The 17446-nt window shown below is 65.0% G+C and carries 17 protein-coding genes; 1 reads left to right on the top strand and 16 read right to left on the bottom strand.

The genetic code is table 11. From position 1 onward, the window contains the following. Positions 1-28 precede the first annotated feature (28 nt). Entirely contained in the window at positions 29-1279 is a 1251-nt protein-coding gene (locus AC6BOR_RS00460; protein ID WP_498059286.1) for a hypothetical protein, read from the bottom strand. A 166-nt stretch (positions 1280-1445) separates the two neighbouring features. Here AC6BOR_RS00460 and AC6BOR_RS00455 point away from each other — a divergent pair, with 166 nt between their 5' ends. Next, positions 1446-2135 (top strand): lysoplasmalogenase family protein, encoded by a 690-nt coding sequence (locus AC6BOR_RS00455; RefSeq protein ID WP_498059285.1) that lies wholly within the window; start codon positions 1446-1448, stop codon positions 2133-2135. Positions 2136-2151: 16 nt separating this feature from the next. Here the strand turns inward: AC6BOR_RS00455 and gyrA are convergent, their stop codons facing one another. The 15 genes from gyrA to tkt form a co-directional block, all read right to left on the bottom strand. Next, positions 2152-4836: a DNA gyrase subunit A gene (gene gyrA, locus AC6BOR_RS00450; protein WP_498059284.1), complete on the bottom strand. Its 2685-nt coding sequence runs from the start codon at positions 4834-4836 to the stop codon at positions 2152-2154. 214 nt (positions 4837-5050) lie between these two features. Continuing rightward, positions 5051-6358 (bottom strand): NADH-quinone oxidoreductase subunit NuoF, encoded by a 1308-nt coding sequence (gene nuoF / locus AC6BOR_RS00445; RefSeq protein ID WP_498059283.1) that lies wholly within the window; start codon positions 6356-6358, stop codon positions 5051-5053. Next, the gene (nuoE, locus tag AC6BOR_RS00440) at positions 6358-6951 is read right to left on the bottom strand and encodes an NADH-quinone oxidoreductase subunit NuoE (RefSeq protein WP_498059282.1); all 594 of its coding nucleotides are present in this window, start codon (positions 6949-6951) and stop codon (positions 6358-6360) included. The genes nuoF and nuoE overlap by 1 nt, the downstream gene beginning before the upstream one ends. After that, positions 6948-7316, bottom strand: a complete 369-nt coding sequence (locus AC6BOR_RS00435; RefSeq protein WP_498059281.1) for a cupin domain-containing protein — start codon at positions 7314-7316, stop codon at positions 6948-6950. The genes nuoE and AC6BOR_RS00435 overlap by 4 nt, the downstream gene beginning before the upstream one ends. Beyond that, the gene (locus AC6BOR_RS00430) at positions 7313-7645 is read right to left on the bottom strand and encodes a nuclear transport factor 2 family protein (protein WP_498059280.1); all 333 of its coding nucleotides are present in this window, start codon (positions 7643-7645) and stop codon (positions 7313-7315) included. Before AC6BOR_RS00430 ends, AC6BOR_RS00435 begins: the two co-directional genes overlap by 4 nt. Further along, on the bottom strand, positions 7642-8886 hold the full coding sequence (locus tag AC6BOR_RS00425; RefSeq protein ID WP_498059279.1) for an NADH-quinone oxidoreductase subunit D: 1245 nt from the start codon (positions 8884-8886) through the stop codon (positions 7642-7644). The genes AC6BOR_RS00430 and AC6BOR_RS00425 overlap by 4 nt, the downstream gene beginning before the upstream one ends. Further along, positions 8883-9527, bottom strand: a complete 645-nt coding sequence (locus tag AC6BOR_RS00420; protein WP_498059278.1) for an NADH-quinone oxidoreductase subunit C — start codon at positions 9525-9527, stop codon at positions 8883-8885. Before AC6BOR_RS00420 ends, AC6BOR_RS00425 begins: the two co-directional genes overlap by 4 nt. Positions 9528-9532: 5 nt before the next feature. Further along, positions 9533-10075: a NuoB/complex I 20 kDa subunit family protein gene (locus tag AC6BOR_RS00415; RefSeq protein WP_094474089.1), complete on the bottom strand. Its 543-nt coding sequence runs from the start codon at positions 10073-10075 to the stop codon at positions 9533-9535. Then, positions 10075-10452 carry an NADH-quinone oxidoreductase subunit A gene (gene ndhC / locus AC6BOR_RS00410; protein ID WP_086117378.1) on the bottom strand — a complete coding sequence of 126 codons (378 nt, stop codon included), beginning with the start codon at positions 10450-10452 and terminating at the stop codon, positions 10075-10077. The genes AC6BOR_RS00415 and ndhC overlap by 1 nt, the downstream gene beginning before the upstream one ends. Before the next feature lie 125 nt (positions 10453-10577). After that, positions 10578-11375, bottom strand: coding sequence for an inositol monophosphatase family protein (locus AC6BOR_RS00405; RefSeq protein ID WP_498059277.1), 798 nt, complete (start codon positions 11373-11375; stop codon positions 10578-10580). A gap of 90 nt (positions 11376-11465) precedes the next feature. Then, positions 11466-12155 (bottom strand): thiamine phosphate synthase, encoded by a 690-nt coding sequence (gene thiE, locus AC6BOR_RS00400; RefSeq protein ID WP_498059276.1) that lies wholly within the window; start codon positions 12153-12155, stop codon positions 11466-11468. Between the two features lie 140 nt (positions 12156-12295). Beyond that, the gene (locus AC6BOR_RS00395; protein WP_498059275.1) at positions 12296-13210 is read right to left on the bottom strand and encodes a class I fructose-bisphosphate aldolase; all 915 of its coding nucleotides are present in this window, start codon (positions 13208-13210) and stop codon (positions 12296-12298) included. Between the two features lie 14 nt (positions 13211-13224). Then, entirely contained in the window at positions 13225-14418 is a 1194-nt protein-coding gene (locus AC6BOR_RS00390) for a phosphoglycerate kinase (protein ID WP_498059274.1), read from the bottom strand. A gap of 3 nt (positions 14419-14421) precedes the next feature. After that, positions 14422-15429, bottom strand: a complete 1008-nt coding sequence (gap, locus tag AC6BOR_RS00385; protein ID WP_498059273.1) for a type I glyceraldehyde-3-phosphate dehydrogenase — start codon at positions 15427-15429, stop codon at positions 14422-14424. Between the two features lie 14 nt (positions 15430-15443). Further along, positions 15444-17408 carry a transketolase gene (gene tkt / locus AC6BOR_RS00380; RefSeq protein ID WP_498059272.1) on the bottom strand — a complete coding sequence of 655 codons (1965 nt, stop codon included), beginning with the start codon at positions 17406-17408 and terminating at the stop codon, positions 15444-15446. Positions 17409-17446: the final 38 nt, after the last annotated feature.

Genomic DNA, 17446 nt, shown 5'->3' with positions numbered 1-17446 from the left:
GCGCTCCCGTGTCACGTGCGGTGGCCGATCAGGCGGCGTCGCCGATCACCACTTCCATGAACTTGGCAATGATGGCGCGCGGGCCGGCCTTCACATTGGCCAGCGCCGCCTTGGCACCGGCGGTGTCGCCCATGCCCTTCAGGGCAAAAGCAAGGCGCAGGTTCACCGTGTCCTGATCGATCATGGCGTTGCCAATCAGGCCTTTGTAGAAGCCCACCGCCTTGTCATACTGCTTCAGGTTGGCATGGGTATCGGCCACCACCAGCGCCAGGCGCGGGCTGGTCTTGGCATCCTTTTCCAGCGCGGCCAGGCCCGCCTTGCTTTCGATATTCTTGCTGGCGGCCTGGGCCACGAATTCCTTGATATTCTGCTTGGCGGGATCCAGCAGCTGCTTGGCAATCGCTTCCTTCAGCACCTGTTCCGCTTCGTTCGGCATGCCGCGATCCAGTGCCGCATCGGCATATTCCAGATAATTGTTGGCGGTGGTGAGCGCGCCGGCCGCGGCCATCAACCGGCCGAAATCGATCAGCACATTGTTGTCCAGATTGCCCTGGCGCTGCTTCACCAGCTCGATGGCGAGGTTGTAGCTCTTGGGCTCCGGAAAGGCCTTCACCCAGCCCAGCAGCGACGGCAGCAGCTTGTCGTCCATCTTGTTGTCGATGGTGGTCTGGGCGCGGAATTCATACCAGCTGCGGTCGCCGGTCTCGCCCTTGGCTTCGCGCAGGTCGATGGCCTTGGTGAGCAGATCATAGACGCGGGCCGGCTGCTTCAGCGCGGCGGCCACGCTGGCAGCCTGCACCGTGACATCCACATCGTCCGGCTTGGCAGCAAGGTAGAAATCATACCAGGTCCAGGCCTTGCCATAATCCTTGCGGTTGCTGGCGAGGCCAGCGATGAACTTGGAAAAGGTGACCTTTTCCTCGGGCGTGATGCTGGGGGCTTCAGCCGCTTCAGTCAGGCCTTCTTCCAACTTGGCATTGTCCTTCAGCGTCTGCGCCGAAAACAGCTTCAGCTTGGCCATGATCAGCGCGTCATCCTTTTCGGTGCGCGGCACGGCGGCGGCTTCGGCCAGCTTGGCCAGCGCGCCGGGATGATCACCGGCCTGCTGCAGCTTCTGCACGGCGATCACCACGGCCATGATCGGCTTGGACAACTTGGGCGGCGCCGGCGGCTGCGGCTTGCCCTTTTCATCCTTTTTCTGGGCCAAGGCCGGCGCGGCCGCACCCAGGGTGGTGCCGGCCATCAAGGCAATCGCCAGCGCAGTCGTCAGTATCCTCATTCATGCCTCCCTCAAGCAAGTTGCCTTGGGCTAAGCCGCGACTCTTGCCGCGTCAACCGGTCACACGCATCGATGGCGCCGGCGTGTAGCGCCGCCAATATGAACAATCGGTGAGAGACGGGATGCAGCCTTGCCGTTCACCCCCCAAACGCCGACAATGGTTAACATGACAGCCCTCCTTTCGATCGATGGCAGCACCGGCCTGCCCATCCGGTTCCGGGCGGTGCTGGCAATGGCGGGCCTGGCGGGCCTTGCCTATCTGCTGCTGGGCCCGCTCACCACCGGGCCGGCGCATGTGCTGCTGAAGGGCAGCGGCGTGCTGCTGCTGGCCGGATCGGCGCTGCAATTGCGCTGCGCCGGATCGGGGTGGCTGGTGCTGATCATGCTGCTGGGTGCCAGCGGCGACATGCTGCTGGCCATTCCCGGCCTGTTCATCGCCGGCGCGGCCTGTTTTGCGCTGGGTCATGCCACTGCCATCATCTTTTATCTGCGCCACCGGCGGGATGCCGCCATCGGCGATCTGATCGTGATGGCGGCCTTGATGGCCTATGGTCTGGCGATGCCGGTGCTGCTCACCCCGCCGGGGCAGGGCTTTGGCGCGACATTGGTCTATGCGCTGCTGCTCTGTGCCATGGCGGCCACCTTGTGGCTCAGCCGCTTTCCGCGCCTGGCCGCCATTGGCGCGCTGCTGTTCATCGCATCAGACACGCTGCTGGTGCTGCGCATGGGCGATGTGACGCTGATCGATCCGCTGGTTGATGGCGCGCTGGTGTGGGCCAGCTATTTCAGCGGGCAGTGGCTGATCACACTGGGCGTGGCGCGCGGCCTGCTGGCCAAGGCCGCGCACGGGCAATAATCAGGCACCCCAACAATCAGGCAGCTTCGCCCGCCGGGGCATCGCCTGCGTCCTCACCATCGGCCGGGATCAGCGCGGCCGAAACCACATGCTCATCATCGGCCACCTTGAACAGGGTGACGCCGTTGGTGGCACGGCCCATGATGCGGATATCGGCGGCGCGGATGCGGATCAGCTTGGCCTGATCGGTGACCAGCATCACATCATCATCATCGTGCGCGGTGAAGCTGGCGACCACATCGCCGTTGCGATCATTCTCGCCAATGTTGCGGATGCCCTGCCCGCCGCGGCCCGACTGGCGATATTCAAAGGCCGAGCTGCGCTTGCCAAACCCATTGGCGGTGATGGTGAGGATGAACTCCTCGGCCGCCGCGAACTGGCCCATGCGGGTTTCCGACAGGATGCGCTCACCCGGATCGCTCTTCCAGGCCGCCGCCTTCAGATAATCCTCCCGCTCCTCGGTGCTGGCCTCAAAGCCCTTCAGAATGGCCATGGAGACAACTTCGTCCCCGTCGGCCAGCGTCATGCCGCGCACCCCGGTGGAGGTGCGTGACACGAACTCACGCACATCATCCACGGCAAAGCGGATGGCCTTGCCGCTCCTGGCGGCCAGGAACACATCGTCGGCGGCATCGCACAGCGCCACGCCGATCAGCCGGTCGTCATCGCCATCCTCGAACCGGATGGCGAGCTTGCCGGCGGTGGGCACGCTGGTGAAGGCATCCATGGCGTTGCGGCGCACGCTGCCATGGGCGGTGGCGAACATCACGTGCAGCCGGCCCCATTCGGCCTCATCCTCCGGCAGGGCAAGCGTGGTGATGATGGTTTCGCCGTCGGCCAGCGGCAGCAGATTGTTGATCGGCTTGCCCTTGGCCTGCGGGCTGCCCTGCGGCAGGCGCCACACCTTCAGGCGATAGACCTTGCCGGCGGTGGAGAAGAACAGCACCGGATTGTGGGTGGAGGTGACAAACAGCGTTGTCACCGCATCCTCATCCTTGGTGCCCATGGCGTTGCGGCCCTTGCCGCCGCGCCCTTGCGCCCGATACTCGGCCAGCGCCACGCGCTTTATCCAGCCGTCGCGGGTCACGGTCACCACCATGTCCTCGCGTTCGATCAGATCCTCGTCGTCGATATCGTCATGCGCCGTCACGATCTCGGTGCGGCGCTTGGACTGGAACTCGTCCGACACCGCATCGAGCTCGGCACGCAACACGCTGCGCAGCCGCACCCGGCTGGTCAGGATATCCAGCAGATCGGCGATGCTGTCGGCCAGTTCCTTCAGTTCATTGCCGATTTCATCGCGGCCCAGCGCCGTCAGCTTCTGCAGGCGCAGGTCCAGGATCGCGCGCACCTGGGCCTCGGTCAGGCGGATGGAGGGTGCATCCGCATCCACCGTGCCGGCTTCCACCAGCGCCAGATAGGGGCGGATTTCGGCCGCATCCCAATCCCGCGCCATCAGGGTTTCGCGGGCGTCGGCCGGGCTGGCGCTGGCGCGGATGATGCGCACCACCTCGTCCAGATTGGCCACCGCGATGACCAGGCCGATCAACAGATGCGCGCGTTCCCGCGCCTTCATCAGCTCATGCTTGGACCGGCGGGTGATCACCGTTTCGCGGAATTCCACGAAGGCGCTGATGACGTCCTTCAGGCCCATCAGCTCCGGCCGGCCGCCGCGGATGGCCAGCATGTTGATGGCAAAGCTCTGCTGCGCCGGGGTGTAACGCCACAGCTGGTTCAGCACCACATCAGGCGTTGCGTCGCGCTTCAGATCCAGCACGATGCGCACGCCCTCGCGGTTGCTCTCGTCGCGCAGATCAGACACACCCTCGATGCGCTTGTCCTTCACCGCCTCAGCGATCTTCTCCACCAGCGCGTTCTTGCCCTGCTGATAGGGAATTTCGGTCAGCACGATGGCGCGCTTGTCGCCGCGGCCCTCCTCGATCTCGTGGCGGGCACGCAGGCGGATCGAACCGCGCCCGGTCTCATAGGCGGCGCGCAGCTGGCTCGATCCCAGGATCAGGCCACCGGTGGGAAAATCGGGCGCCGGCACGTGCGCCATCAACCCTTCCACCGTGATCAACGGATCATCGAGATAGGCGCGCACCGCATCCACCACCTCGCTCAGATTGTGCGGTGGGATGTTGGTGGCCATGCCCACGGCAATGCCGCCGGCGCCATTGACCAGCAGATTGGGGAAGCGCGCCGGCAACACCGACGGTTCATGTTCGGACCCGTCATAATTGGGGACGAAATCCACCGTGTCCTTGTCGATATCGGCGAGCAGGGCATCGGCCGATTTTGCCAGTCGGGCTTCGGTGTACCGCATGGCGGCCGGGGCATCCGGGTCCATCGAGCCGAAATTGCCCTGCCCGTCGATCAACGGCAGCCGCATCGACCAATCCTGGGTCATGCGCGCCAGGGCGTCATAGATCGCGCTGTCGCCATGCGGGTGATATTTGCCCATCACGTCGCCAACGATGCGGGCCGATTTGCGATATGGCTTGTTGTGGGTGAAGCCGTTTTCGTGGCTGCCCCACAGGATGCGCCGGTGCACCGGTTTCAGGCCATCGCGCACATCCGGCAGCGCGCGCGCCACGATGACCGACATGGCATAATCGAGGAAACTCGTCCGCATCTCCGTGACGATGGAGACCGGCTGGATATCGGGTGCCCCGGCGGGTGGCTGAATGGTTGATTCCATTGGCTTTTTATCGGCTCAGCTTGGCGTGTTGCAAATGCATGACCCGATTAGGGGATTGGGCCGGAAAAGGCCAGTGGAAAGGGTAGTTTCCCGCCGTTCTCCCGTCATGCTGGCGAAGGCCAGCATCCACCGTAGGACGGGGGACTATTCGGCAGTCACAAGAGCGCTGGCGGCACAGTCATGCTGGCCTTCGCCAGCATGACAGTGAGGACGGTTACTCCGCCGCGACTGCCATCCCTGGCACCTGCACAAAGCCCTTGCGCCGGGCAATGCGCGCTTCCACCTCGGGGCGGAAATGGCGGATCAGGCCCTGGATCGGCCAGGCGGCAGCGTCGCCCAGGGCGCAGATGGTATGGCCTTCCACCTGGGTGGTGACGTCCAGCAGCATGTCGATCTCGTGCGGTTCGGCATCACCCGTCACCAGCCGTTCCATCACCCGCCACATCCAGCCGGTGCCTTCGCGGCACGGGGTGCACTGGCCGCAGCTTTCGTGCTTGTAGAAATAGCTCAGGCGCGCGATCGCCCGCACGATGTCGGTCGATTTGTCCATCACGATGACGGCGGCCGTGCCCAGGCCGGATTTCAGATCGCGCAGCGCGTCGAAATCCATCGGGCAATCCATGATCTGATGTGCCGGCACCAACGGCACTGATGAACCGCCGGGGATGACGGCCAGCAGATTGTCCCACCCGCCGCGGATGCCGCCGCAATGTTCATCGATCAGCTGGCGGAAGGGGATGCTCATCGCCTCCTCCACCACGCAGGGGCGGTTCACATGGCCGCTGATCTGGAACAGCTTGGTGCCTTCGTTCTTGGGCCGGCCGATGGCGGCAAACCATTCGGGCGAGCGCCTGAGGATGGTCGGCACCACGGCAATGCTCTCGACATTGTTGACCGTGGTCGGGTTGCCATACAGGCCGGCGCCGGCCGGGAACGGCGGCTTCAGGCGCGGCTGGCCCTTCTTGCCTTCCAGGCTTTCGATCATCGCGGTTTCTTCGCCGCAGATATAGGCGCCGCCGCCGCGATGGACGACGACATCGAAATCATAGCCGGTGCCGCAGGCATTCCTGCCGATCAGGCCGGCGGCATAGGCTTCCTGCACCGCCGCCATCAGCACCTTGGCTTCGGCAATATATTCGCCGCGGATATAGATGAAGGCGGCGCGCGCGCGCATGGCAAAGCCGGCGATCAACGCGCCTTCGATCAATTTGTGCGGATCGTGGCGGATGATCTCGCGGTCCTTGCAGCTGCCGGGCTCGGATTCATCGGCGTTGACCACCAGATAGGATGGCCGGTCGGGATTGGGCGTCTTGGGCATGAAGCTCCACTTCATCCCCGTCGGGAAGCCGGCCCCGCCGCGCCCGCGCAGGCCACTGGCCTTGACCGCATCGATCAGGGCATCGGGGCCAACGCTCATCAACTCCTTGGTATCAGCCCAGTCGCCGCGCTTCTTCGCGGCATCCAGAGTCCACGGCTGGAAGCCATAGAGGTTGGTGAAGATGCGATCCTTGTCAGCGAGCATCACACCATCTCCTTCAGCGTCGTCGGGCCACCTTCCGGGCACGAAGCGGTGCGGCCGATCTGGCTGCCCACCTTCGGCGCCTCGCCCCGCGCCAGCATCTCCAGGATCGCGGTCATGCTGTCATAGGTCAGGTCTTCATAATTCTCGTCGTTGATCTGCACCATCGGCGCATTGGCGCAGGCGCCCAGGCATTCCACCTCGGTCAGGGTGAACAGGCCGTCATCGGTGGTGCCATATTTCTTCAGGCCCTTGTCCTTGCAGGCCTTCATGATGTCGTCAGACCCGCGCAGCATGCACGGCGTCGTGCCACAGACCTGCACATGATAGCGGCCGATCGGCTTCAGATTGTACATGGTGTAGAAACTCGCCACTTCGTAGGCCCGGATATAGGGCATGCCGATTTGGGCGGCGACAAACTCGATCACTGGCACCGGCAGCCAGGCGACGCCGGTTTCGTCGCGCATCTGATACTGCGCCAGCCACAGCAACGGCATGATCGCGCTGGCCTGGCGGCCGGGCGGATAGAGGCCGATGATGCGCTGCGCTTCGGCGGCGTTCTCGGCGGTCCAGCTGAAGTTGGAAAAGTCGGTCATGCGCGTTCCAGGGTGGTGCGGGTGCGGTGCGATGGCGTGTCGCCGGTGTTGGGCTCGCCTTCGCGATCGATCAGCAGCGCATGGCATTCGGCGTCGGCCTGCGGGCAGTGTTCGACTCCGCGCGGCACCACCAGCAGATCGCCCTCGCCCAGTTCGGCCACGCCGTCGCGAAACAGGATGCGCATCTGGCCCTTCAACACCAGGAACAGCTCGTCCGTATCGGGGTGGCTGTGCCAGGTGAAGTCGCCGGCAAGCTTCACCAGCCGCAGCTCGTTGCCATTGTAGCCGGCGACGATGCGCGGGTTCCAATGGTCGGAAATACCCGCCAGCTTGTGGGACAGTGATATGGGCTGCGGCGCACTCACCGGATGAACTCCACGCGATTGCACAGGTCGCCCTCGAAACTGTAAACGCTCATCACCTCGAACGGCGCGCCGTCGGCGGTGCGCCACACCTTCTCGTGCAGCACGGCAAATGGGCCCAGCTCATAGCCGGTGATGATTTCGGCACGGTTCTCCGGGAACTGGGCAAACATCGCCTTCAGCCCCGAACGCACGCCTTCCTTGCCATCGCGCAACACCGCCCCGCGATAGCCGGCCTCCACCGCATTATCGGTCATCAGCGCGACATAGGCATCGGCATCCTGCGCGTTGTAATGCGCGATCATCGCCTCGGCGATGGCCAGCTTCGTCACCGGTCCACCTCACCAAACACGATGTCCAGGCTGCCCAGCACCGCCGGCGCGTCGGCGAGAAGATGGCCCTTGCACAGGAAATCCATCGCCTGCAGGTGCGCCATGCCGGTGGCGCGGATATGGCAGCGCCACGGCTTGTTGGTGCCATCGGCGACCAGATAGATCCCGAATTCGCCCTTGGGGCTTTCGGTCGCCACATAGGCTTCGCCGGCCGGCACGTGCAGGCCTTCGGTGTAGAGCTTGAAATGGTGGATCAGCGCCTCCATCGAGCGCTTCATCTCGCGGCGTGACGGCGGTGCCACCTTGCGGTTTTCGGTGATGTGCGGGCCCGCCGGCATGTCGCGCACGCACTGGCGGATGATCTTCACGCTCTCGCGCATTTCTTCCATGCGCACCATGAAGCGGGCATAGCAATCGCCGTCGTTGGAGACGGGCACATTGAAATCGACCAGGTGATAGGCGTCATAGGGCTGGGCCTTGCGCAGATCCCAGGCGACGCCGCTGGCGCGGATGCACGGCCCGGTGAACCCCCAGTTGATGGCTTCGTCCTTGGAAATCACCCCGATATCGACATTGCGCTGCTTGAAGATGCGGTTATCCGCCACCAGGCCCTGGAATTCATCCAGAAGGCGCGGGAAGCCATCACACCAGGCGGCAATATCATCGAGCATCCCGGCCGGCAGATCCTGGTGCACGCCGCCGGGGCGGAACCAGGCGGCGTGGAAACGCGCGCCCGACACCCGCTCGTAAAACTCCATCAGCTTTTCGCGCTCTTCAAACAGCCACAGCATCGGCGTCATGGCGCCCACGTCCATGGCATGCGCGGTGGTGTTGAGGATGTGGTTCAGAATGCGGGTGATTTCCGCAAACATGGTGCGGATATACTTGGCCCGCAGCGGCACCTCGATGCCCGCCAGTTTCTCGACGGCGAGCACATAGCTGTGCTCCATGCACATCGGCGACACATAATCGAGGCGGTCCATATAGGGCAGCGCCTGCAGATAGGTCTTGTATTCGATCAGCTTTTCGGTGCCGCGGTGCAACAGGCCGATGTGCGGGTCACACCGCTCGATGATCTCGCCGTCCAGCTCCATCACCAGCCGCAGCACGCCGTGCGCCGCCGGGTGCTGGGGCCCGAAGTTGATCATGTAATTCTGGATCTCGTTGCCGTCCTTCGCCGGCAGCACGTCGATCGTGTCTTCGGCCGTCCAGGCGGCCCCCGCGGAACCAAGACTGCTCATTGTCCAGCCTTCTCGTCACCCGGCAGCACATAATCGGTGCCATCCCAGGGGCTGAGGAAATCGAAGCTGCGGAAATCCTGCGCCAGCCGCACCGGCTCATAGACCACGCGCTTGTGCTCTTCCGACCAGCGCAGCTCGACATGGCCGGTCAACGGGAAATCCTTGCGGAACGGATGGCCTTCAAAGCCATAATCGGTGAGGATGCGGCGCATGTCGGGGTTGCCGGCAAACATCACGCCGAAACAATCCCAGGTCTCGCGCTCATACCAGCCGGCGTTGGCAAACACGCCCGTCAGGCTGGGCACCGGGGCGGCGCCGTCGGTGGATGTCTTCACCCGCAGGCGCAGATTCTTCGCCATCGACAGCAGCTGCACCACCACCTCGAACCGTTCGGCCCGGTCGGGATAATCGGCGCCGCAAATATCGGTCAGCTGGTTGAAGCGCAAATCCTCGGCATCGCGCAATGCGGTCACGCAGTCGACCAGCCGTTCGCGCACCACGGTCACGCTGGTCTCACCGGCATGATCGACCACATGGATCAATGCATCGCCCAGCAGTTCGGCCAGCCGGCCGTGCATTTCGGCATGGCGGGCCATCACCGGCCAGCTGTGCTTGCCCACCTCAGGCGCTATGATCGTCATCTTGCTTACCGTTCGAACACGCCGACGCGGCGGATCTTCCGCTGCAGGGCGAGGATGCCATAAAGCAGGGCTTCGGCCGTCGGCGGGCAGCCGGGCACATAAATGTCCACCGGCACGATCCGGTCACACCCACGCACCACCGAATAACTGTAGTGATAATAGCCGCCGCCATTGGCGCAGCTGCCCATGGAGATGACATAGCGCGGCTCGGCCATCTGGTCATAGACGCGGCGCAGCGCCGGGGCCATCTTGTTGCACAGCGTGCCGGCAACGATCATCACGTCCGACTGGCGCGGCGAGGCGCGCGGCGCGATGCCAAAACGCTCCATGTCATAGCGCGGCATGTTGGTGTGCATCATCTCGACCGCGCAGCAGGCGAGGCCGAACGTCATCCACCACAGGCTGCCGGTGCGGGCCCAGTGGAACAGATCCTCGGTCGAGGTGACGAGAAAGCCCTTGTCCGCCACTTCCTGGGAGACATCGCGCAGGAACAGGTCGCGGTTGTTTTCCGGCAGGGCGATGGCGCCGGTTCCCTCCTGAGGCGTCATCACTCCCACTCCAACGCTCCCACCTTCCAGGCGTAGACGAGGCCGATGGCCAGTTCGCCCAGGAATTCCATCATCGCCCACCAGGCGCTTTCCCCGCCCCAATGCAGGCTCACCGCCCAGGGGAAGAGGAAGGCCGCTTCCAGGTCGAACACGATGAACAGGATGGCAACCAGATAGAATTGCACGTCAAATTTGGCGCGCGCATCGGAAAAGGCGGGAAAACCGCTTTCATATTCCGACAATTTCACCGCTTCGGGCTTGGCCGTGCCGGTGAGCGCCGAAACGGCGATGGGGGCGCTGACGAAGATCAGCGCAAAGGCGATGCCCACTGCAAAGAACAGCAGCACCGGCAGATATTCAGATGCGATGGCCGACATGGCCTGGGGGCGCCTTCAACAGCTGTTGCGATGCACCATGATTAGCGGCCCCTTGCCGGTGGGGCAACCTCTCAAGCCCAAAAAATGCGACATTTTGTCATCATTTCGGCCGGTGGTGCCCGGCCTCAGCGCAGCGCGCCGGCCACCAGCTTGTGCAGGCGCGACTGGATGGATTGGTTGCCCGCCACCACCTCGCGCCGGGTCACCATGTCCTGCCCACCGCGGAAATCCGACACAAAGCCGCCGGCCTCGCGGATCACCAGCATGCCGGCGGCAATATCCCAATAAGACAGGCCGGTTTCCCAGAAGCCGTCAAAGCGCCCGGCCGCCACCCAGGCCAGATCCAGGCTGGCGGCACCAAAGCGGCGCACACCGGCCACTTCCGGCATCACCGCATCCAGGATGGCGGAGAACTGGGCGCGGTTGCCATGGCCCTGATAGGGGATGCCGGTGGCGATCAGGCAATCATTCAGATCGCGCCGGCCCGACACGCGCAGCCGCCGGTCGCTGAGCCAGGCCCCCCGCCCCTTCTCCGCCCAATAGCTTTCGCCCGTCAGCGGCTGGTGGATCAGGCCGGACACCACCTCGCCATCCACTTCGGCGGCGATGGAAATGGCGAAATGCGGGATGCCGTGCAGGAAGTTGGACGTGCCATCCAGCGGATCGACAATCCAGCGGCAGCGTTCATCGGCGCCCTTGATCTCGCCGCCCTCCTCTAGGCAAAGGCCCCAATCCGGCCGGGCGTGGCGCAACACCTCCACCACGGCGGCTTCGGCGGCCTTGTCGGCATTGGACACGAAATCGGCCGGGCCCTTGCGGCTGACCTGCAGCGCATCCACCTCCCCGAAATCGCGCCGCAGCTTGGGCGACGCCTTGCGCGCGGCCTTTTCCATGACGGTGATGAGGGACGAATGGGCGACCATGGCAAAATCCTTGCGGCCAGCAAGTGCCGGCCGGGCGTGGGGAACGGGAATGCGAAAGAACGGGCGGCCCTTAACCGAAGCCGTCGCCGATTACCAGCCCAGCACCTCGCCGAACGCCGCCACACCGGCACCGGGCCCGCCCTCATGCTCCCACACGGCGCGGACGACGGCGATGAAATCGGCGCCGGCATCCACCAGCGGCGCGGCATTGTGCGGGAAGATGCCGCCGATGGCGACACAGGGCAGCTGGCTCAGCGTGATCCACCAGCTGAGGATTTCCGGTTGCGGGCGATAATGGCTGGGCTTGGTGGTGGTATCGTAAAAGGCGCCGAACGCCACATAATCGGCGCCCTGCTCGCCGGCTTCCATGGCCAGATGGCGGCTGTCGTGGCAGGTGCGGCCGATCTGCGCGCCCGCGCCCAGCAATGCGCGCGCTTCGGCCAGGCTGCCATCGCCCTGCCCCAGGTGCACGCCATCGGCGCCAGCGCGCTTGGCCAGATCGGCGCGATCGTTCAGGATGAAGGCGACATCGCGATCATTGCAGACCGGCAGCAACGCCTCGCAGGCGCGCAGCACCATGTCGTCGGAAACATCCTTCAACCGCAACTGGAACGCCGCAACCGGCCCGCCGTCCAGCGCCGCCTTCAGGCTGTCAATGAAGGCCGGGATTTCTATGCGCGCGGGCGAGACGACATACAGCTGGCACGCCGGACGGTCTTCCTGATCGAAGCGATCAGCAAACTCGGCCGGCAGCGGGATCAGTTCGTCGTTGTCGGTCATCACATCATACCTTCGTCATGCTGAACTTGTTTCAGCATCCATGGGCGGGCGACTCCAGAAGCGGGCACCTGGGGGCTGACTCCAATGGATCCTGAAACAAGTTCAGGATGACGAGCGCTTGTTCTGCGAGCGCCCTGCCCTCACGCCTTGCCGAGATAGATGTCGATGATCTTGTCCAGCATCGCCATGGCTTCGGCGCGCGGGCGCTGGAAGGTGTTGCGGCCGATGATGCTGCCGTTGCCGCCGCCGTCGCGGATGGCATAGGCATCGTCATACACGGCATCGGTGCCCTTGGTGGCGCCGCCCGAGAATACCACCAGCCGGCGGCCGTTCAGGCAGGATTTGACCACATGGGAAACGCGCTTGGCCTGCGTCGACCAGTCGCCGCCCTCATAGGCCTTCACCGCATCCTTCTGCTCGATATGCGCGGTCGGCAGCTTCACCTTGATGATGTGCGCCCCCAGCAGCGCCGCCATGTGCGCTGCATAGGCGCCGACGTCGAGCGCCAGCTCGCCATCCTTCGACAGCTTGCCGCCACGCGGATAGCTCCACAGCACGGTGGCGAGGCCCACCGACTTGGCTTCGGCGGCCAGTTCGCGGAATTCCTCCATCATGTCGAACACATCATCCGCACCCGGATAGATGGTGAAGCCGATGGCGGCGCAGCCCAGGCGCAGCGCATCGTGCACGGTGCCGGTGACGGCCTGGTTGATGCCGGTGGCCCAGCTGTTGCTGCTGTTCACCTTCAGGATGGTCGGGATCTGGCCAGCGAACGTGTCGGCGCCGGCCTCCAGCATGCCCAGCGGCGCGGCATAGGCCGACAGGCCGGCATCGATGGCCAGCTGGTAGTGATAGTGGGGGTCATAGGCATCGGGGTTGGGCGCAAAGCTGCGCGCCGGGCCATGTTCGAAGCCCTGGTCCACGGGCAGGATCACCATCTTGCCGGTGCCGCCCAGCCGGCCCTGCATCAGCATGCGGGCGATGTTGGCCTTGGTGCCGGGATTGTCGCTCTCATAATTGGCCAGGATGGCCTTCACGGTCGGCGTGATCGACATAAATCCCCCTCTTCTCAATGCTGAAGTGCAACGACGCCGGGCAAAGCCTTGCCTTCCATCCATTCCAGGAAGGCGCCGCCGGCAGTCGAAATGAAGCTGAAATCCTGGGTCACGCCGGCATGGGCCAGCGCCGCCACCGTGTCGCCACCACCGGCCACGGTCAGCAGCGTGCCGCCTTGCGTCAACGCGGCGGCCGTGCGGGCGAGCGCCACCGTGGCGGCATCGAACGGCGCGATTTCAAACGCGCCCAGCGGCCCGTTCCACACGCAGGTCGCACATGTCTTCAGGGCATCAGCGAGGGCCTCGACCGCCGCCGGGCCGATGTCCAGCACCATCTCGTCGGCCGCGATGTCATGGATATTGGCAACGCGGTTCTCGGCCTGCGCCTTGAATTCCTTGGCCACCACCACGTCATAGGGCAGATGGATGGTGCAGCCCGCTGCCTCGGCCCGCGCCATGATGTCGAGCGCAGTGGCCTTCAGATCATGCTCGCACAGCGATTTGCCGACATCGATGCCGCGCGCCGCCAGGAAGGTGTTGGCCATGCCGCCGCCGATCATCAGATGATCAACCTTGCCAACCAGATTGGTGAGCACATCGATCTTGCTCGACACCTTTGCACCGCCGACCACGGCCGCCACCGGCCGCTTCGGCGTGCCAAGCGCCGCCTGCAACGCCTTCAGCTCGGCCTCCATCGTGCGGCCGGCAAAGGCCGGCAGATGATGGGCCAGGCCTTCGGTGCTGGCATGGGCGCGATGCGCGGCCGAAAAGGCATCGTTCACATAAAAATCGCCCAGCTTCGCCAGTTCGGCCACGAAGGCCGGATCATTGGCCTCCTCCCCGGCATGGAAGCGGGTGTTTTCCAGAACCGCCACCGCGCCTTCTGGCAGGGCGGCCAGCGCCGCCGCCGCGGCTTCGCCCACGCAATCATCGATGAAGGCCACATCGCGGCCCAGCACGCCGGCCAGGGCAGCCGCCACCGGCTTCAGGCTGTTCTTCGCGTCGCGCCCCTTGGGCCGGCCAAAGTGCGACAGCACCGCCACACGCGCGCCGGCATCGGCGAGCCCTGCGATGGTGGCCACGGCCGCGCGCAGGCGGGTGTCATCGCCCACGACACCGTCCGCCATCGGCACGTTCAGATCGGCGCGGACCAGCACGGTCTTGCCGGCCAGCGCCGGCATGTCATCGATGGTGCGAAAGCCGGCCATGGTTCAGAGGAACTTGCCCATGGCAACCGCCGTGTCGGCCATGCGGTTGGAGAAGCCCCATTCATTGTCATACCAGGCCAGCACGCGCACCAGATTGCCGCCGATCACCGCGGTTTCCAGGCTGTCCACGGTGGACGAGGCCGGGCTGTGGTTGAAATCGATGCTCACCAGCGGCTCGACGGCAAAGTCCAGCACGCCCTTCAGTTCGCCATTGGCGGCCGCAGCCAGCGCGGCGTTGATCTCCTCCTTCGTCGTCGCCTTGGCGCTTTCGAAGGTCAGGTCCACCACGCTCACATTCGGGGTCGGCACGCGGATGGCCGACCCATCCAGCTTGCCCTTCAATTGCGGCAGCACCTCACCCACGGCGCGGGCAGCACCGGTGGTGGTGGGGATCATCGACAGGGCGGCAGCGCGGGCGCGGCGCGGATCGTCATGGATCTGGTCGAGGATCTTCTGATCGTTGGTATAGGCGTGCACCGTCGTCATCAGGCCCTTCACGATGCCGAACTCGCGGTCCAGCACCATGGCCACCGGCGCCAGACAGTTGGTGGTGCACGAGGCGTTGGAAACAATATTGTGCTCGGCGGCCAGCTTGCCGTGGTTGACGCCATACACCACGGTCAGATCGACATTCTTGCCGGGGGCGGAGATCAGCACCTTCTTCGCACCAGCCGTGATATGGGCGCCGGCCTTGGCGGCATCGGTGAAGAAACCGGTGCATTCCAGCGCAACGTCCACACCCATGGCCGCGTGCGGCAGCTTGGCCGGGTCACGCTCGGCGGTCACGGCGATGCGCTTGCCATTCACCACGATGGCGTCGCCATCCACGCTCACGCTGCCCGGGAAGGCGCCGTGCACGCTGTCGCGCGCCAGCAGCCGGGCATTGGCCTGGGCGCTGGCCAGATCGTTGATCGCCACCACCTCGATATCGGTGCGGCCGGATTCGATGATGGCGCGCAGCACGTTGCGGCCGATGCGCCCGAAACCGTTGATTGCAACCTTCACAGCCATGTCTTCGTCCTTCCTCAGCGGCCCATTTGGGCCTTCACCCGCGCGGCAATCGCCGGCGCGGTCAAACCATATTCGGCATAAAGCCGCTCGGCCGGCGCCGAAGCGCCAAAATGATCAACCCCGATGTTGAGGCCATCGCTGCCGGTCCAGCGCTCCCAACCCAGGGTGACGCCGGCTTCCACCGACACCTTCAATACGCCCGCCGGCAGCACATCGGCGCGATAGGCGGCATCCTGCGCTGCAAACGCTTCCCAGCACGGCATGGACACCACATCACAGCCAACGCCATCGGCTTCCAGCAGCTTCGCCGCTTCGGCCGCGATATGCACTTCCGAACCGGTGGCGATCAGCACGGCGGCGCGCGGTGCGGTGGCGGCAATCAGGCGATAGGCACCCTTGGCCGAACGGTTCTCGCTGGCATCACCGCGCAGCTGCGGCAGATTCTGGCGCGACAGCGCCAGCACCGACGGCCGCCTGGCATCAGACAGCGCCAGGCCCCAGCACTCGGCCGTCTCCACCGCATCACACGGGCGATAGACCGCCAGATTGGGAATGGCCCGCAGGCTCAGCAGATGTTCCACCGGCTGGTGGGTCGGCCCGTCCTCGCCCAGACCGATCGAATCGTGGGTGAGCACATAGACAACGCGGCAGCGCTGAATGGCCGAAAGCCGGATGGCGTTGCGCATATAATCGCTGAACACCAGGAAGGTGCCGCCATAAGGAATGATGCCACCGTGCAGCGCCATGCCGTTCATCGCGGCGGCCATGCCGAATTCGCGGATGCCCCAATAGACATAGCGCCCGTCGGGCGTGTCCGGCGTGAAAGCGGTGGTGGCCTTGGTGCGGGTGTTGTTCGACCCCGTGAGGTCGGCCGAGCCGCCAACCAGTTCGGGCACGGCCGCCGTCAACACCTCCAGCGCCATTTCGCTGGCCTTGCGGGTCGCAACCTTGGGCGGGTTGGCGATCAAGCTGGCGGTGAACGGCGGCAGCGCATCGCCCGGCGCCGGCAGGCCGGCCATGCGGCGGTCAAATTCGGCGGCGTTGGGATCGGCGGCATGGCGCGCAGCCCAGGCGGCGTGGGCGGCGGCACCGCGCGCCCCCAGCCCTTCCCACCAGGCCTTCACATCGGCCGGAATCTCGAACGGGCCATACGGCCAGTTCAGCGCGGCGCGGGCACCCGCAATTTCCTCAGCGCCCAGCGGGCTGCCATGGCTGCCGCTGGTGCCGGCCTTCTTCGGCGCGCCAAAGCCGATGGTGGTGCGCGCCGCGATCAGGCTGGGGCGCGGATCGGCCTTGGCCTCGGTCAACGCCCGGTCGATATCGGCCATGTCATGCCCGTCGCAGGCCACGACATGCCAGCCGGCCGCCACGAAGCGCGCCGCCATGTCTTCCGAGGTCGAAAGGCTGGTGGCACCATCGATGGTGATGCGGTTGTCGTCCCAGATGACCTTGAGCTTGCCGAGGCGATGATGGCCGGCAAGGCTGATCGCCTCCTGGCTCACGCCTTCCATCAGGCAGCCATCGCCGGCAATCACCCAGGTGTGGTGATCCACCAGGCCGTCACCAAAGACGCCGTTCAGATGGCGTTCGGCCATCGCCATGCCCACCGCCATGGCCAGGCCCTGGCCCAGCGGCCCGGTGGTGCATTCCACGCCGGGCAGTTCGGTGTTTTCCGGATGGCCGGCGCAAGGCGAATGCCATTGGCGGAAGCGCTTGATGTCATCCAGCGTCGGCTGGGCATAGCCGGTCAGGTGCAGCAGCGCATAGATCAGCATCGAACCATGGCCGGCCGACAGCACGAACCGGTCACGATCCGGCCAGCGCGGCGCGGCCGGATCAAATTTCAGGTGATTGGCAAACAGCACCGTCGCCACATCGGCCATGCCCATCGGCATGCCGGGATGGCCGCTGTTGGCGGCCTCCACCGCGTCCATGGCCAGGGCCCGGATGGCATTGGCGCAGCGGTTCAGATCGGTCATCGCGGCCGGTCCTTGTGTGTGGCGCCACCGTGGGTGGC

It is taken from the genome of Sandarakinorhabdus sp. FBCC-B8862 (genome assembly GCF_059745315.1).
This window is presented reverse-complemented; position numbering and strand designations above follow the sequence as displayed.

Excerpts from the sequence above, each read along its gene's own strand:
- AC6BOR_RS00460 (WP_498059286.1), bottom strand. The coding sequence starts at position 1,279 with ATGAGGATACTGACGACTGCGCTGGCGATTGCCTTGATGGCCGGCACC.
- AC6BOR_RS00455 (WP_498059285.1), top strand. The coding sequence starts at position 1,446 with ATGACAGCCCTCCTTTCGATCGATGGCAGCACCGGCCTGCCCATCCGG.
- gyrA (WP_498059284.1), bottom strand. The coding sequence starts at position 4,836 with ATGGAATCAACCATTCAGCCACCCGCCGGGGCACCCGATATCCAGCCG.
- nuoF (WP_498059283.1), bottom strand. The coding sequence starts at position 6,358 with ATGCTCGCTGACAAGGATCGCATCTTCACCAACCTCTATGGCTTCCAG.
- nuoE (WP_498059282.1), bottom strand. The coding sequence starts at position 6,951 with ATGACCGACTTTTCCAACTTCAGCTGGACCGCCGAGAACGCCGCCGAA.
- AC6BOR_RS00425 (WP_498059279.1), bottom strand. The coding sequence starts at position 8,886 with ATGAGCAGTCTTGGTTCCGCGGGGGCCGCCTGGACGGCCGAAGACACG.
- AC6BOR_RS00420 (WP_498059278.1), bottom strand. The coding sequence starts at position 9,527 with ATGACGATCATAGCGCCTGAGGTGGGCAAGCACAGCTGGCCGGTGATG.
- AC6BOR_RS00415 (WP_094474089.1), bottom strand. The coding sequence starts at position 10,075 with ATGACGCCTCAGGAGGGAACCGGCGCCATCGCCCTGCCGGAAAACAAC.
- ndhC (WP_086117378.1), bottom strand. The coding sequence starts at position 10,452 with ATGTCGGCCATCGCATCTGAATATCTGCCGGTGCTGCTGTTCTTTGCA.
- AC6BOR_RS00405 (WP_498059277.1), bottom strand. The coding sequence starts at position 11,375 with ATGGTCGCCCATTCGTCCCTCATCACCGTCATGGAAAAGGCCGCGCGC.
- thiE (WP_498059276.1), bottom strand. The coding sequence starts at position 12,155 with ATGACCGACAACGACGAACTGATCCCGCTGCCGGCCGAGTTTGCTGAT.
- AC6BOR_RS00395 (WP_498059275.1), bottom strand. The coding sequence starts at position 13,210 with ATGTCGATCACGCCGACCGTGAAGGCCATCCTGGCCAATTATGAGAGC.
- AC6BOR_RS00390 (WP_498059274.1), bottom strand. The coding sequence starts at position 14,418 with ATGGCCGGCTTTCGCACCATCGATGACATGCCGGCGCTGGCCGGCAAG.
- gap (WP_498059273.1), bottom strand. The coding sequence starts at position 15,429 with ATGGCTGTGAAGGTTGCAATCAACGGTTTCGGGCGCATCGGCCGCAAC.
- tkt (WP_498059272.1), bottom strand. The coding sequence starts at position 17,408 with ATGACCGATCTGAACCGCTGCGCCAATGCCATCCGGGCCCTGGCCATG.